Source organism: Paraburkholderia sp. SSBN10T, from assembly GCF_056619545.1.
This window is the reverse complement of the sequence record NZ_JBWQQI010000039.1, coordinates 34827-49626: the sequence shown is the minus strand read 5'-3', so window position 1 is coordinate 49626 and position 14800 is coordinate 34827. Positions and strand designations below refer to the sequence as shown.

Genomic DNA, 14800 nt, shown 5'->3' with positions numbered 1-14800 from the left:
TCTAGTCCGATTCGCTGGCGCAACCTACCTGCTCTATCTTGCGTGGAAAACCTTTCGCGCGCCCCCGATCCCGGCTACACCGGCAGGAAGCGAAGCTCGTTTTCCCGTTGGAACGATTTTCAGGCAGGGGCTGCTAACCAATCTGCTCAATCCGAAGATGGCGTTATTCGTCCTTGCACTGTTCCCGCAATTTGTACGTCCGCAAGATGGGACAGTGGTCGTTCAGATCTTGACGCTCGCGACAGTGCTCAACTTCATCGGTCTGATCGTGAACGGTGTCGTCATACTTTCCGCCAGCCAACTTAGCCGGCGGTGGGCTAGCCGACGCCGTCAGTCGCGGGCGCCTCAATATCTGCTTGCGTCAGTTTTCGCCGGATTGGCAGCGAAACTTGCTATCGCGAGCCGCAATTGAACACTGGAAAGTAAAGCGTGCTTCATTGCGGTACCAGACAATAATGGTCGACGATCCAGGCGGCTCAATTGAATGTCCCAAGTTGGCCGAACCCGGAAGTTCGGCCAGCGCCCGTCAGTCGCCTGCCCTATCTCGACGCGAACCTCCCTTGTCGACCCTCCTGTATCACATGGTGAATGCAACTGTGTCGGTAAGAGCAAAGGCACTGTACATGTCAAACGAAGGGCCTCGCCTTCAGAAGGTTCGATAGACGTATCGAGCCTAGAGTCAGGTTGACTCACGGTGGAAGCGCCACTAACAGGCGATGGCGCACCTACCGATGCAGTCGGCTCAGTTCGACCCATATCGACCACTAGGTCCAACAGAAAGCGAGCGACCGCTTTCAAGGCCCAACGGACCTCTATGCCTCATTGTGCACTGTGCCGGTCAAAAGGGACGGCGGGGTCCCCCGCGCATTTGTGAACATTACATCTGGTGGCCGAGACTCCGCCCGGCAGCATAGACTCGTCCGTTCCCAGCGTACATCGCATCGTGTGCGTACCGTAAGCAGCATCATCAAGCCCGATTGCCAATGCCCAGCGAGGCACTCTATCCGAGAGAGTACTTCTGTCTCGAGAGCGTGGAGACGAAATCGGCCTGGGTTTATTTCGGCGCAGAACCAGTACCCTGCATGCTTGTGTCACATATACACCTGGCTTAGCGTGAAACCCACCGATGTGCCAGACTACTGTCCAGATCCAGGCAGGAACAGCAAACGAACCGGAGTGTCTTGTCGAACGGACACTTCACGGATGCTCAACACGCGGGGACACGAATGAACGCAGTCACAAAAAACGAACTCTTTCAAGATGCCGCTCAGCGAGCCATCTCCTATTTGCAGTCCGTCCACAACCGACCGGTAACCGCCTCCCGCCAAGCGCTGCAACGTCTCGACGAATTGAAACACCCGCTTCCTCAACAGGGTGTAGATGCGCGAGAAGTTTTGCGTCGCCTGGACGAAATCGGATCTCCTGCGACCATCGCCACGACTGGGGGGCGATACTTTGGTCTTGTGATCGGCGGCGCATTGCCGGCAACCGTCGCTGCGAACTGGCTCGCTGCAGCATGGGACCAGAACGCATGCTTTCGGTGGACCTCCCCGATCGCTGCGACTCTTGAGGACGTGTGCCTGCAATGGCTGAGATATCTATTTGGATTACCGGATGGCGTTGCAGGAGCCTTTGTTACCGGAGCCTCGATGGCGAATATGGCCGCATTGGCGTCTGCCCGCCACGCGCTTCTTTCCCGACTCGGCTGGGATGTGGAAGCCAAAGGACTATATGGCGCTCCAGAACTTCGCGTGATCGTCAGCGATGAGGTCCACGTCACTATATTGAAGGCACTTTCGCTACTTGGACTCGGGCGCGAGCGCGTTATACGGTCCCGACCGATCGCCAAGGTCGACTGCGGCCTGAGAGTCTTCCAAAGCTTGATGACCATACGATTGTCTGTATTCAGGCTGGCAACGTGAACACCGGTGACTTCGATCCTGCTGCCGAGGTCTGCCGGCGAGCTCACGAGGCCAAGGCATGGGTACATGTCGATGGTGCATTCGGTCTTTGGGCACTTGCAAATCGCGACTTTACCGCTTTGACCGAGGGTTTGGCCGACGCTGATTCCTGGGCGACGGACGGGCACAAATGGCTCAACGTTCCCTATGACAGCGGCATCGTTCTTGTCCGCAGGCCGGCGGATCTCCGCGCGGCAATGTCGGCCAGCGCCGCGTACCTGGCCGAAGGTGTCGCAGGCGATCGCGAACCGTCGCACTATACGCCCGAGTCCTCGAGACGTGCACGCGGCGTCGAGATATGGGCTGCACTTCTAAATCTCGGCCGGGATGGCATCGCCGGTCTTGTCGAGCGGACATGCCGCCATGCCCGCTCCTTCGCTCAGGGGCTGAACGACCACGGGTTTGAAATCCTCAATGATGTCGTGTTGAACCAGGTGCTTGTATCGTTCGGATCACCGGAAGCCACACGTGCCGTGATCGATCATCTTCAGGCCGAAGGTGTCTGCTGGTGCGGCGGGACTATCTGGCAAGGTCGTCCAGCCATGCGTATCAGTGTTTCGAATTGGGCGACCACCGAAGCTGATGTGCAACATAGCATCGATGCGATGGTTCGAGCCGCTGCGCAACCTCAGCGTTGAACCGTGGGTATCGAGGTATGCCTGTGAGAAGCGCGAACAGAATCGAGTCTACGGGCGAGCGGTGGCAGCGCGAACTGAGTGTTCTGTCTCGCGGGCTGCTCGTTGTCGTCCAATCTGCAACATCGCGATACTGGCAAGTATCAAGGCGATGGCGGTCACTTCCAATACGCCGACCTTTTCCCCGGCGACCCAACCAATTAGAAGCGCAACGGTAGGTGTAATGTAGGTTGAGCCCGCAGCGGCAACCGCGCCGAGCTCCTGCAGCAGGAAGTAGTAGATCAAAAAGGCGATTCCGGTTCCCAGGATACCAAGTCCGACCACGACACCGGCGGCCGCCCGCCAATCCTGAAGTATGTGCCCTATCCCGGTGAAGTCTGTGAGCAAGGTAAGTATAAGCAGGGCCAGTCCCATCTGCCACGTGACCAACGCCAAGGGTGGGAGGTTGAATGGCGACAGAAAACGGCGGACGTAAACATACGATAGCCCGAGGACGATCGCACCTGCCAACATCCAGAAAACGCCGGCAAGATCGACGGGGTTGTCTGCACCTTCCCAAGGCCGCGCAATCAGAACAATGCCGGCAAACCCTAGAACCACGCCGACCACCATCAACCCGTTCACTTTCTCTGTTCGCAGGAGCAATAGCGAGAAGATAGCGGTAAATATAGCGATCGAGCCACCCAAAACGCCCGCGGTGCCCGAAGGGAGCAGCGCAGTGCCTTTCACGATGGCAACATAGTAGAAAGCTGTCGCCACAGCAGCCATGACGAAAAAGTGCGGCAGATGACGCACCTGGCTACGGTTGATCACTCCCCGATGCCATGCGGCAAGCGCCAGAGGCAGGAAGCCGAACAGTACCCGCAAAAAGGCGATCTGCATTGGGCTGATCAGAGTCGTGGCCCACTTCATGTAGATAAAGTTTGATCCCCAGATGAAGCCAAGAAGGACGAAAGCAGCCTTGGTATCTCTCATCATGCATGCCCCGCCAACCAATGTATGGTCGTCAGTAGATCAAAGCCCAAAATCCGCTGATAGAACAAAAGCGGCATCGCCGTAGGACGTATTGGTCGTGATTCGGCGGCCGCAAACGGGCCGATGTTGCGAATGTTTCTATCGGCTGCTGCCGGACGCAAACTGACGCCACCACCCTGTGCCAGCCCTGCACGCAACTATCGAGAAAGCAAGGCGTAAAGATTTCTTCGTTCTTGTCGATATACTGCACTGATCTGCTGCCCCACCGTGTGGCAGGCGCCTCGTTCACCCGCTATGGCACTTTTCTTTCGGCTTACAGATGCAGTATCGGGCTCGCCGGCTCAACTGAAAACAGCAGTTTGATCGAACCATTGCTAAACGCGGCCGACAAGGTGCGCTACTCCGCCAGGGCGCGCGACTGAAATCAGGTGGTCACATGCTCCGGCGTTGCTTCCGGAGTCCGGTTGACGGTGAACAACGACTGACAATTGATGGCTGATCTTTAAGCGGGCCGGATGCAGACGCAATGCGGAAGACCATGATTCGAATCGCGCGTTCCATTCTGGCAAAACCAGCCCTGTTCATTTTTGCGGGGATTGGTATCACCCTTGCCACCACCGGCGTCACGGTAGTCTCGCTGTACCAGATGAGGCTGGACGCAATGGCGCAGGCCAGCGACGCCGCGAATAACCTCGTGCTCTCCCTGCAAAAGGAGACCGAGCGTAATCTCGACATCTGCCAGCTTGCGATGCGGGATGTCGTGACAAGTATGGAAACCCCCAGTACTCTCCAACTCACTCCCGATGCCCGGCACCTCGTCGCTTTCAGCGCGGCCAAGAATGTAAGGGAGCTGGGTGCGATATACGCAACAGATGCGGCCGGCAACAGCGTCCTGGACTCCCGTTGGCTTCTGCCGCCAAAGCTCAATGTGAGCGACCGCGATTTCTTTCAGGTTCAGCAACAGCAGAAAGGGGCTGGCTTGTATCTCAGCAAGCCCTTCATGCCGCGCCTGGGCAACTCTGGGCAACCGACGATAGCGCTCAGCCTGCGTCTCGATGATGCAAACGGCCACTTTGCCGGGATTGTTGCAGGCACGCTCCGGCTAAGCTATTTCCACCAGCTATTCGAAGACTCGATACTCGGCGATCACGGAACCCTTACCCTGTTGCGCACAGACGGGACTGTCCTGATGCGGCAACCGTATCACGAGAACGATATAGGCCGCACGCTCGCCGGCGGTCACTCCTTTCCCCCGCTCGTGCAAGCGGATCACGGAACCTATGTCGACGTTGCCGTGCTCGACCATATCGAGCGCCTGTACAGCTTCAGGCGGATCGGGGCCTATCCACTGGTCGTGGTCGTCGGTCTGGCGACCGGGGATATCTACGCCGGGTGGCGTAAGCGGGCATTTGCCATTGGTACCGTTACTGCCGTACTGGATGCGCTTACCATCATGCTATGTCTGATGTTCAGCGAACAATTGCGCAGGCGATTCGCAATGGAACGTCAGTTGCAAACGCTGGCATGGTTCGATGCCTTGACCGGCTTGCCCAACCGGGCGCAACTCAACCAGCAAACGCTGCGTATCCTGACGGACGCCAGCCGTGATTCGTCACAGTTCGCGATACTGTTCATTGATCTGGACCGTTTCAAGCGCGTCAACGACACGCAGGGCCATGCTGCCGGTGACGAAGTGTTGAGCGAAATCGCGCGGCGTCTGCGCAATTGCGTCCGCGGCGAGGACGTGATCGGTCGCCTCGGTGGGGACGAGTTCCTGGCAGTCCTGCAAAACTGTGACGTACATAGGGCAGCCCACGTTGCCGCGCACATCCTGCAGGCCCTGTACCAGGCTATCACCGTCAACGCGAAGTACGACACCAGCATCACGCTCAGTGCGAGCATCGGCGTCTCGCTGTATCCCCACGACGGGCAGGACGCCGATACCCTGCTGCGTAATGCAGACATGGCGATGTACAAGGCCAAGAGCACAGGACGTAATCAGGTGCATTTCTATGCTCCCGTGTATCAGCGTCAAGCCAAGGAACAGCTCGAACTGGAAATCGCGCTGCAACGAGCCTTGCAAGGCCGAGCCCTGAGCGTCGCCTACCAGCCCAAGGTCGATGTGACGGGAACACTGCATGGCGCCGAAGCCCTGGTTCGATGGAACGACGAAAAACTGGGGATCATTCCGCCGGACCGCTTCATCGCCATTGCTGAAGAAAGCGGCCTGATTGCAGAACTGGATGCCTGGGTGCTGGACGAGGCCTGCCGTCAACTCGCCAAGTGGCGCGCCGAGGGCATCGCTGTACCGAACATATCAGTGAATGTCTGCGCCGCTGACTTCAAGCGTCCAGATTATCCAGGCTTTATCGCACACACGCTGCGGGTTCATGGTCTGGAGCCTGCCGACCTGATCCTGGAAATGACCGAGCGAGTCATGTTCGATGAGTCGGCCGACGACATTCGCACATCGCTCGCTGCGATACATGCTCTTGGAATAGCGCTGTCGATAGACGACTTCGGTACGGGCTACTCGTCCCTGAGCTATCTGCACCGGTTCCCGGTCAAAGAACTGAAGATCGACAAAAGCTTTGTGCGGGGTATCGGGGCCGATGCAATGGCCGAATCTCTGGCACAGACTGTAATCAACATTGGTAACGTGCTGAAGCTGAGCGTCATCGCTGAAGGCGTGGAAACGCAAGCACAGCGCGACTTTCTACACCGCCACGGCTGCCTGATGTACCAGGGATATCTGTACTCGCCGCCGCTGCCACCGGAAGACTTTGTGCGCTGGGTAGAGACGCAGCGCCAGCAAACCACCCTACGCGAAGCAGGCTAAGCGCTGTTCACGGGCGAACTGTCGCCATCAAGCAAAGCACGAATTTTTCAACGGTATCGAGGTGGAGGGGACCTTCGAGACGGCCTGTCGTTCACCCGTCCACTAGGCATCGGAGCGCTTCAGCCGCATGGAAACCGAGAAACGTTCCGCCGGATGAACGCTGATCGACACCTCGAACGTCTCGCCTGCTGAGTCGAGATATCGCCGCACAATTTCAAGCGCTGCTGTCCCCTTGTCGACCTGCAGCCTTGCCGCCATCTCCGCCGAAATCAGCGTGCCACGCACATCCTGCTGGATCTCCGCAATGCATCGGCCGTAACGCGCTTCGATTAGAGAACTGATCAACGTATCCGGTTGAACTCGCGCGGCCTCTGCGACTTCCGTATAGGCAGGGTCGATATACACGTCGGTCCAGCCGACCGGCGGACTCTGCCTGTCCCCATCGATGCGCAGGCTCGACACACGCAGCCATCGCGCACCGTCAGCGCATTGCAGTGTTCTGGCGAGCTTACCGCTCGCGACGATCTCCTCCGTCGATTGCACCAGACGCAAGTGTTCGGAGCCGAATTGCACGATGTCGTCCACCGACGCAAGCGACGGTCTGAAGTCGTTTCTGGGTTGCGCGGACTCGACACGCGTACCCGCGTTCTTGCGGCGGGACACCAGACCCAACTGCTGTAACTCGTGCAACGCCGCCCGCACCGTATGGCGGCTCGTCTGGTACTGATCGCGCAGCTCCAGCTCAGTCGGCAGTATCGAGCCGACCGGATAGCGTCCGGATGCAATGCCTTCGGTCAAGTCGCGCGCGATATCGGCGAAGTGCGGTCTGTTCATCTCTTTTGCGAGTGTTGCGAGTGGGAATCGTGTTTTTGGAACGCCAGGGTAAATCATAGCTTGTTCCATATGTTCGAACATATTAAGTTTACATATGTCCGGACATATTGAGCGACGCCAATCCTAACGGGCGCTCGCGTCGTCCCTCTTTTCCACCCTTCCTGGAAGTCGCAATGACGAACCGCACTCTCCCAATGGCCAGCACCGTGGTCGACTCCATCCTGTTTCGCGACGCCTTCGGCACCGCGAAGATGCGCGCGCTGTTTTCCGACTACGCACTGGTGCAGCGTTATATCGACGTCGAAGTGGCATTGGCGAAAGCCGAGGCGCGCGTCGGCGTGATCCCGGCGGAAGCCGCTGAGGTGATCGCGCGTGAATCCAGCATCGAGCGGATCGATTTCGACCATATGCGCGAGGAGACCGACATCGTCGGCTATCCGATCCTGCCGCTCGTGCACCAGCTCGTCGAAATGTGCGGCGAGGCCGGCCGGTACGTCCATTGGGGCGCGACGACGCAGGACATCATGGACACCGCCGTGGCCCTTCAGGTGCGCGACGCGCTCGATATGATCGATGGCGACATACGCGAATTGCGCGCGATCCTCGTCGAGCTGGCGAAGAAACACCGCGACACGCCGATGGCCGGCCGCACGCATTTGCAACAGGCGCTCCCGGTCACATTCGGCTACAAGGTCGCGATCTGGCTGGTGATGTTCGACAGGCATCAGGAACGCCTCGCGCAACTTCGCCCGCGCGTGGCCGTGGTTGAATTTGCCGGCGCGGCGGGCACGCTGGCCTCGCTTGGCGAGAAAGGGTTCGAGGTACAAAAGGCACTGGCCGCAGAACTCCAACTCGGGGTGCCGGCAACGACCTGGCATGTAGCACGTGACGGTTTTGCGGAAGCAGTCAACCTGCTGGCGCTCGTCACCGGTTCGCTCGGCAAGATCGCGCTCGACATCATGATCATGGCCTCGACCGAATTTGCCGAGGTGTATGAACCCTTCGTCAAAGGCCGCGGCGCGAGCAGCACGATGCCGCAAAAGCGCAATCCGATTTCGAGCGAACTGATGCTGGCCGCAGCCAAAGCGGTGCGCCAGCACGCGGGCCTGATGGTCGACGCGATGATCCAGGATTTCGAGCGCGCGACCGGCCCGTGGCACGCCGAATGGATCGCGATTCCCGAGAGCTTCATCCTCTCGGCCGGCGCGCTGCATCAGGCGAAGTTCGCGCTCGGCGGCCTGATCGTCGACACGCAACGCATGAAGCACAACCTCGGCATCAGCAAGGGGCTGATCGTAGCCGAGGCCGTAATGATGGGCATGGCGCCTTTCACCGGACGCCAGCAGGCTCACGACATCGTCTACGACGCCTGCCGCAAGGTGAATGAGCACGGCGGCACGCTCGCCGAGGCCCTGGCTGCCCTGCCGGCGGTAACGGCGCATTTCGACCGCGCGGCTATCGAGCGAATGACCGATCCCGCCAACTATCTGGGTCTCGCGCCCCAAATGGTGGACCGCGCCGTGGAACTGTCCAGCGATATCTAAACGCGCCCGCCCAAAGGACGTGGAGGAGTACACAATGAATCACGCGAACGCATCACGCGACGAATCGAGCATCGCCCCGCCGAAGCAACGACCGTGGTACCGCAAACTGGGCATGCAGGTTTTGCTCGCGCTGGTACTGGGTATCGCGGTCGGCCTGCTGTTTCCGAAGTTCGGCGCCCAACTGAAGATTCTGGGCGACATCTTTCTTTCGCTCATCAAGGCCGGCGTCGCGCCACTGGTATTTCTCACGATCGTGCACGGCATTGCCTCGGCCGGCGACGTGAAGAGCGCGGGCCGGGTCGGCTGGCGTTCGATCGTCTACTTCGAGGTCGTCTCGACGATCGCGCTGATGGTCGGTCTGCTTGCCGGCAATCTGCTGCAAACCGGCAAAGGCATGACCTCCGTCGCCGTCGGCGCGATGCCGGCAACCGCGGTCAAAGCCACGCCGCAAGGTTTCGGTGAGTTCGTCATGCACCTCGTACCGGACAACTTTATCGGCGCATTCGTCAAGGGTGAACTGCTGCAGGTCGTGGTGCTCGCGGTGATGGTCGGCATCGGTATTCTTGCGATTCCGGAGAGCCGGCGCGTGAGGATCATCGAAGGGTTCGATCTCGTCTCCGAGGTGCTGTTCTCGTTTATCAACCTCGTGATGAAGCTTGCCCCGCTCGGCACTCTCGGCGCGGTCGCCTACTCGGTAGGCAGTAACGGCACTGCTGTACTGATCGCGCTGGCGCAACTCGTCTTCAGTTTTTACGCAGTGGTGGTGCTGTTCATCGTCATCGTAATGGGCATCATCGCGAAGCTGGCTGGCTTCAGTTTGTGGCGCTTTCTGCGGTACATCAAGGACGAAATCATCATCGTGCTCGGCACGGCGTCATCGGAAAGCGCACTGCCGCGCCTTTTGATCAAGCTCGAGAGACTTGGCTGCGCCAAGCAGACTGTCGGGCTCGTATTGCCGACGGGCTACGCGTTCAACCTCGATGGCACGTCGCTGTTCATGTCGATGGGCGTGATGTTCATCGCGCACGCGTACAACGTGCCGATCACACTCGAGCATCAGATCGGTTTGCTGCTGCTGATGCTGTTGACGTCCAAAGGCGCGGCAACGGTGTCGGGCGGTTCGTTCGTGGTGTTTGCCGCGACTGTGTCCTCGACGGGCATTCTGCCGGTAGAAGGACTCGCGATCATTTTCGGTGTCTATCGGTTCATGTCGATGGCCATCGCAACCTGCAATACGATCGGCAACAGCCTCGCTACAGTGGTGATCGCCAAGTGGTCGCGAACGTTCGATGCCAGCGTTGCGCAGCGGCATCTGTATCCCGAACGGTACCCGGAAACCGCTCGGGCAGATGCCGGTCTCGGAGACGGCAATCTGCTGCCGGAAGATATGAGCGATGCCAATCCGCATCCGGATGGAATTCCGATGAAGAGCGCGGGCACTTCGCTGTGACGGCGTTCAAGCATCGAATGCGTGGTATTGGCTGATGCCGTGGACCGGGGCGAACGTTTCGAACGAGGCTAGCACTGAGCCGTCGTTGATTTTTTCATGAACGCCGCAATGGCTGCCACCACACGGTCCGCTAGCGGGAGATCCGGCTGGTCCCGGCGTTTCGATGTCTACCTGCACTGTCTGTAAGGGGTTCCTGAATGAAGGGCCGTAGCCATTGCGATACTTGCGAGAGTAGACATTTGCATCGTCTCCCCATGACCGATCGCCACTCGCTGGTGGTTCAGCTCAAAGCCGAAGTCTTCGTCATGGAAATCGAAGCGTGATGAGCAGCCCCTGAATACGAACACGCAGTGCCCCGACAAGCGCGGCGACTACGGCATGATCGATTGGCCCCTCGGTTTTGAAATCAATGATCGTACCGGTAGTTTCCGTCGGGCCTAGCGTCACCGCCGGGCCGGCAGGGTTCCCATATTCATAGCGTCGAGACCACGCCTCGGCGTCCCTCAGGCTGGTGAACTGCAATGACGGGCAGGCGAAGTTAGGAAGGGCCGGCCCAATCGCACCTCGCTCGCCCCAGACCAGGTCAAGCAGGATCGACTCCATTTCTGAACTTGAAGGGCGATACACGGGTGCCTGCCCCTGTTGTCCTTGCATCGCAACTCCAAGTCGGCTGGCAAAAAATGTATAACAGAATGCGATTATCCCAGTTCACTCCAAAGTAAGTCCGATAAAGACAATATTTTGTCCGCCTCCGGAATTTTCGAGCATGTAAAGCTCGTGCCGCCATGCACACAAGCTATCAACCATTAAAATCAAATAACCCGAAATTCGCATTTTTTACCTCACCGACCGATTTTCCAGCTGGGTACCGGTATTTCCGGGGTCCGGCTATTCGCTCAAAGAATCGGCAATAATTGCGCACAGCGAGGCGATTCCAGCGGCCTGCTAAAGTTGACAGGTTGCTTCCGAGAATATCTCCATCATATATTCAACTCAACACGCAAACCAAAAATCGAAGCAAGGAAAAAATAACTCATCAAATCACAGGAGACATCACATCACGAAAAACCAGACATACCCAGCTTATCCAAATTATCCATCGAGCATTCTGGCAACCGAGAACACCAATTGGAGTATGACATGTCTGCACGCAGCGTTAGCGTCACCTTTAAAAACAACACTAGTTACGATTTACTCCTTGACGAAAATTCGATTAATCTGGCGCATGGAGAGTGGCAAACGTATCCGCCAGCAACTATTCTCGCCGGCGGCACCGGGCAATGGGAGTCCGACTCCGATGGCTTCATGACCGGAACCGAGGGTAGCCTGAGGTATCAATTTATCTACAAAGGGACCTCGATAGAATCTGTAAAGCTTTACTGGGATAATCCTTATATCGGCGGAAACGGGTACTCGATTAGCTGTAGCGTTCCTGCGCTGAAAACCGGGTATAGCGGCGGTGAAGGAGACAACGCACAGGTCACTTACACCATCAGCAGCCAATAAGATTAATAGCTGATCGGCGCATGCCCGTAATACACATCCACGGGCATGCATAAGAGTCCAAAATCAATTATTTTTCAATTATCATCATGCACATGGTTGCGCCCGACTGGATCACACCAACTCCCCATAATTTATTATCCAATATTACACCAGTCGGAAATTCAAATTGGAGAGAATAATGCCTGCACGCAGTGTTACCGCCACACTTCACAATTATACCCCTTTCGATTTTCGACTTATCACCAGCACGATTCGTCTTCTGCACGGAGAATGGAAAAAATATCCACCGGAACTTATAAAAGCGGGTGGCACAGGGACATGGGAGACCGTCTCCGACGGCTTTCTGGGCGGCACCGAAGGCAGCCTTAACTACCAATTCATTTTCATAGGGCAAGGAAATCCTACTCTAGATACCGTAAGGGCGTATTGGGACAACCCGTTCACGGGCCCAAACTCGTACGCATTTACGTGTAGCGCGCCCGAGCTGAAAGCCAGCTACAGCGGCGACAACAGCGACAACGCAAGCGTCACCTACACAGTCGTGGGCGAATAGATTCAAGAAACGGATTTCGGGTTGACGGCATTGATCGTGCGCCCGCTGGGATCGAACGGATACGTGCAAAGAAAGTCACCGTGGTCGATGTTCCCTACGAGTCGGTGTGACAAACGAGCGGACAAAAAAGGACCGACAAGCCGGGGCTTTCCTTTGAGTGCGAGAACCGCAAGTTGACTTGATTAACGATCGTCAGACACGCGCAATCGATTTGATAGTCAGCATGTGGTTCGCCAGAACAAAAAGCCGTTGAATCCTTCTAGATTCAACGGCTTATCATTCATATCTGGCGGAGAGACGGGGATTCGAACCCCGGATAGGTTATTAACCTATACACGCTTTCCAGGCGTGCGACTTAAACCGCTCATCCATCTCTCCGGCGGGAGCCGAATTATATAGCAAACTCTGGGCCCCGCGCCACCCCTGCCCGAAAACGCCCCGCAAACATCGCGCAAACGCCCGCCAGGCAGCCATCCGAGCAACTCACGGATGGCGGATATAGTCCACCAGCGCCCGCGTATAAGCATCCGGCTTGCGATCCACGAGACTCACCACGATCGCCACCAGGAAGCCCGCTGGCACCCCAAATACACCCGAACTGATCGGCTCGATCCCGAACCACCTCGCCCCAGCGAAGCCCGTCAACTGCGTGAAAAACGGATACGTCGAAACGATGTAGTAGATGCAGACCGCGAGCCCCGCCACCATCCCGGCCACCGCGCCACGCCGGGTCGTGCGCTTCCAGAACACGCCCAGCACCAGCACCGGAAACAGGCTGGACGCCGCGAGCGAAAACGCCGCCCCCACCAGAAACAGAATATTCCCTGTATTCAGCGAGGCCACATACGAAGCAAACAGCGCGACCCCCAGCAGCAGAATCTTGGAGATCGTCACCCTGCGCTGGCTCGATGCCGCCGGATCGACCATGTGATAGTAGACATCGTGCGAGAGCGCATTCGCGATCGTAAGCAGCAGACCGTCGGCCGTGGAAAGCGCCGCCGCCAGCGCCCCTGCCGCAATCAGCCCCGACATCACATACGGCAGCCCTGCAATCTCCGGGGCCGCCAGCACCACCATATCCGGCTGCATCTGGATCTCGCTCCATTGCACGATGCCGTCGCGATTCGTATCGGCCACGCTAATCAGGTTCGGCTCGATCCTGAGCCACTGTGTCAGCCACTGCGGCAGATCGGCAAACGGATGACCCACGAGATTCGTGAGGATCTCGTACTTGATCAGCACCGACAACACCGGCACGGTCAGATAAAACAGCGCCACAAAAAGCAGCGTCCAGCCAACCGAGCGCCGCGCCGAAGCCACTGACGTCGTCGTGTTATAGCGCGTCAGAATATGCGGCAAGCTCGCCGTGCCCAGCGACAAACACAGCAGCAGCGACAGAAAATTCCGCTCGTGCGTCTGCCGGTCTTCGGCGCTGAGCGCTGGAAACGGCTCGGCCATCGGCACCGGCGACGACGCGCGCATCAGCAACGCCTCACGCTGCTGCGTCCAGACGATTTTCGCGGCGTCCGCATCGCGCGGGAACCCTTCGAGCTCATGCTCACGCGTGTTGATTTCGCGCAGCGGGCCGTTATGCCGCCGCAAATCCGCGACCTGCTGGATCAGTTGCTGTTTCGCGTCAACGAACGATTGCGGCAGTTTGTCGATCTGCGTCTGCAGTTGCGCCGCCTGCACGCTGTAGTTCCCTCGCACGCTCTGGTCCTGCGGCGAGTTGCGCACCTGACGTTCCAGCGTTTCGACGCGCGTCATCAGGCGCCCGTAGTTGAATTGCGGCACCCAGCCAAGGCCGTCTTTATGCGCAATCATCGAGACCGGAATCAGGATCGCCGCAATCAGGATGATGTACTGCGCCACCTGGGTCCACGTTACCGCCCGCATGCCGCCGAGAAACGAACACACGAGAATGCCCGCGAGGCCGCAGAAGATCCCCACCGCGAAGTCGACGCCGATAAAGCGCGTTGCAATCAGCCCCACACCCTGAATCTGCGCCACCAGATACACGAACGAGCACAGGATCGCCGCCAGCGCGGCAAGTCCGCGCACCGCGTTGCTCGAGAAGCGCGTGCCGAGAAAATCAGGAATCGTGTAGCGCGCCAGCTTGCGCACATACGGCGCGAGCAGGAAGGCGGTCAGGCAATAGCCGCCGGTCCAGCCCATCAGATACGCGAGACCGTCGTAGCCGGTTGCATAGATCGAACCCGCGAGGCCGATGAACGACGCCGCGGAAAGCCAGTCGGCCGCCGTCGCCATGCCGTTGAAGGCCGACGGCACGCGCCGTCCCGCGACGTAGTATTCCACCAGGTCGGAGGTGCGCGACAGCAGGCCGATCACCGCATACACGGCAATCGGCACAAACAGGAACACGTAGCCGATCCACACGCCCGGCCCGGTCACCTGCTCGATGCGCCACATCAGATAGATAAAGGCCAGAAAGCCCAGCGTGTAGAACGCGTATGAACGGATAAGCCGATGCGTGAGCGTCATC

12 protein-coding genes and 1 tRNA gene are annotated in these 14800 nt (G+C 58.2%); 8 read left to right on the top strand and 5 right to left on the bottom strand.

All coding sequences use genetic code 11. The features are described 5' to 3' along the window. The 3 genes from AC1ECK_RS35670 to AC1ECK_RS35660 all read left to right on the top strand — a co-directional run. Nucleotides 1-412 (top strand): LysE family translocator (locus AC1ECK_RS35670; RefSeq protein ID WP_480327823.1); only part of this gene is annotated, 412 nt, incomplete at its 5' end. A gap of 814 nt (nucleotides 413-1226) precedes the next feature. Then, entirely contained in the window at nucleotides 1227-1922 is a 696-nt protein-coding gene (locus AC1ECK_RS35665) for a pyridoxal phosphate-dependent decarboxylase family protein (protein WP_480327821.1), read from the top strand. Beyond that, nucleotides 1856-2599, top strand: coding sequence for a pyridoxal phosphate-dependent decarboxylase family protein (locus AC1ECK_RS35660; RefSeq protein WP_480327825.1), 744 nt, complete (start codon nucleotides 1856-1858; stop codon nucleotides 2597-2599). Before AC1ECK_RS35665 ends, AC1ECK_RS35660 begins: the two co-directional genes overlap by 67 nt. A 48-nt stretch (nucleotides 2600-2647) precedes the next feature. Here AC1ECK_RS35660 and AC1ECK_RS35655 read toward each other — a convergent pair whose 3' ends face one another. Then, nucleotides 2648-3574, bottom strand: coding sequence for a DMT family transporter (locus AC1ECK_RS35655; protein ID WP_480327819.1), 927 nt, complete (start codon nucleotides 3572-3574; stop codon nucleotides 2648-2650). A 535-nt stretch (nucleotides 3575-4109) separates the two neighbouring features. On the opposite strand from AC1ECK_RS35655, the gene AC1ECK_RS35650 reads away from it, so the two are divergent. Continuing rightward, nucleotides 4110-6410, top strand: a complete 2301-nt coding sequence (locus AC1ECK_RS35650; RefSeq protein WP_480327817.1) for a putative bifunctional diguanylate cyclase/phosphodiesterase — start codon at nucleotides 4110-4112, stop codon at nucleotides 6408-6410. Nucleotides 6411-6512: 102 nt separating this feature from the next. Here the strand turns inward: AC1ECK_RS35650 and AC1ECK_RS35645 are convergent, their stop codons facing one another. Next, nucleotides 6513-7244 carry a GntR family transcriptional regulator gene (locus AC1ECK_RS35645; RefSeq protein WP_480327815.1) on the bottom strand — a complete coding sequence of 244 codons (732 nt, stop codon included), beginning with the start codon at nucleotides 7242-7244 and terminating at the stop codon, nucleotides 6513-6515. A gap of 173 nt (nucleotides 7245-7417) precedes the next feature. On the opposite strand from AC1ECK_RS35645, the gene AC1ECK_RS35640 reads away from it, so the two are divergent. Together AC1ECK_RS35640 and AC1ECK_RS35635 are read left to right on the top strand one after the other, a co-directional pair. Beyond that, a complete protein-coding gene (locus AC1ECK_RS35640) occupies nucleotides 7418-8788 on the top strand; it encodes a class-II fumarase/aspartase family protein (RefSeq protein WP_480327813.1) in 1371 nt (456 codons plus the stop codon). 34 nt (nucleotides 8789-8822) lie between these two features. Continuing rightward, nucleotides 8823-10238 (top strand): cation:dicarboxylate symporter family transporter, encoded by a 1416-nt coding sequence (locus AC1ECK_RS35635; RefSeq protein ID WP_480327811.1) that lies wholly within the window; start codon nucleotides 8823-8825, stop codon nucleotides 10236-10238. A 303-nt stretch (nucleotides 10239-10541) separates the two neighbouring features. On the opposite strand, the gene AC1ECK_RS35630 is transcribed toward AC1ECK_RS35635, so the two are convergent. Beyond that, complete coding sequence (locus AC1ECK_RS35630; RefSeq protein ID WP_480327809.1) at nucleotides 10542-10892, bottom strand: hypothetical protein; 351 nt, start codon at nucleotides 10890-10892, stop codon at nucleotides 10542-10544. Between the two features lie 486 nt (nucleotides 10893-11378). Between AC1ECK_RS35630 and AC1ECK_RS35625 the strand changes: the two genes are divergently transcribed. Both AC1ECK_RS35625 and AC1ECK_RS35620 read left to right on the top strand, forming a co-directional pair. After that, nucleotides 11379-11744: an aegerolysin family protein gene (locus tag AC1ECK_RS35625; protein ID WP_480327807.1), complete on the top strand. Its 366-nt coding sequence runs from the start codon at nucleotides 11379-11381 to the stop codon at nucleotides 11742-11744. Between the two features lie 178 nt (nucleotides 11745-11922). Beyond that, complete coding sequence (locus AC1ECK_RS35620; protein WP_480327806.1) at nucleotides 11923-12297, top strand: aegerolysin family protein; 375 nt, start codon at nucleotides 11923-11925, stop codon at nucleotides 12295-12297. Nucleotides 12298-12584: 287 nt separating this feature from the next. On the opposite strand, the gene AC1ECK_RS35615 is transcribed toward AC1ECK_RS35620, so the two are convergent. Both AC1ECK_RS35615 and AC1ECK_RS35610 read right to left on the bottom strand, forming a co-directional pair. Then, nucleotides 12585-12675, bottom strand: a tRNA-Ser gene (locus AC1ECK_RS35615). Nucleotides 12676-12780: 105 nt separating this feature from the next. Further along, nucleotides 12781-14799, bottom strand: coding sequence for a sodium:solute symporter family protein (locus AC1ECK_RS35610; protein ID WP_480327805.1), 2019 nt, complete (start codon nucleotides 14797-14799; stop codon nucleotides 12781-12783). Nucleotide 14800 lies beyond the last annotated feature (1 nt).

Coding starts and splice junctions, on each gene's coding strand:
- AC1ECK_RS35630 (WP_480327809.1), bottom strand. CDS start 10,892: ATGCAAGGACAACAGGGGCAGGCACCCGTGTATCGCCCTTCAAGTTCA.
- AC1ECK_RS35610 (WP_480327805.1), bottom strand. CDS start 14,799: ATGACGCTCACGCATCGGCTTATCCGTTCATACGCGTTCTACACGCTG.
- AC1ECK_RS35665 (WP_480327821.1), top strand. CDS start 1,227: ATGAACGCAGTCACAAAAAACGAACTCTTTCAAGATGCCGCTCAGCGA.
- AC1ECK_RS35620 (WP_480327806.1), top strand. CDS start 11,923: ATGCCTGCACGCAGTGTTACCGCCACACTTCACAATTATACCCCTTTC.
- AC1ECK_RS35640 (WP_480327813.1), top strand. CDS start 7,418: ATGACGAACCGCACTCTCCCAATGGCCAGCACCGTGGTCGACTCCATC.
- AC1ECK_RS35650 (WP_480327817.1), top strand. CDS start 4,110: ATGATTCGAATCGCGCGTTCCATTCTGGCAAAACCAGCCCTGTTCATT.
- AC1ECK_RS35655 (WP_480327819.1), bottom strand. CDS start 3,574: ATGATGAGAGATACCAAGGCTGCTTTCGTCCTTCTTGGCTTCATCTGG.
- AC1ECK_RS35645 (WP_480327815.1), bottom strand. CDS start 7,244: ATGAACAGACCGCACTTCGCCGATATCGCGCGCGACTTGACCGAAGGC.
- AC1ECK_RS35625 (WP_480327807.1), top strand. CDS start 11,379: ATGTCTGCACGCAGCGTTAGCGTCACCTTTAAAAACAACACTAGTTAC.
- AC1ECK_RS35635 (WP_480327811.1), top strand. CDS start 8,823: ATGAATCACGCGAACGCATCACGCGACGAATCGAGCATCGCCCCGCCG.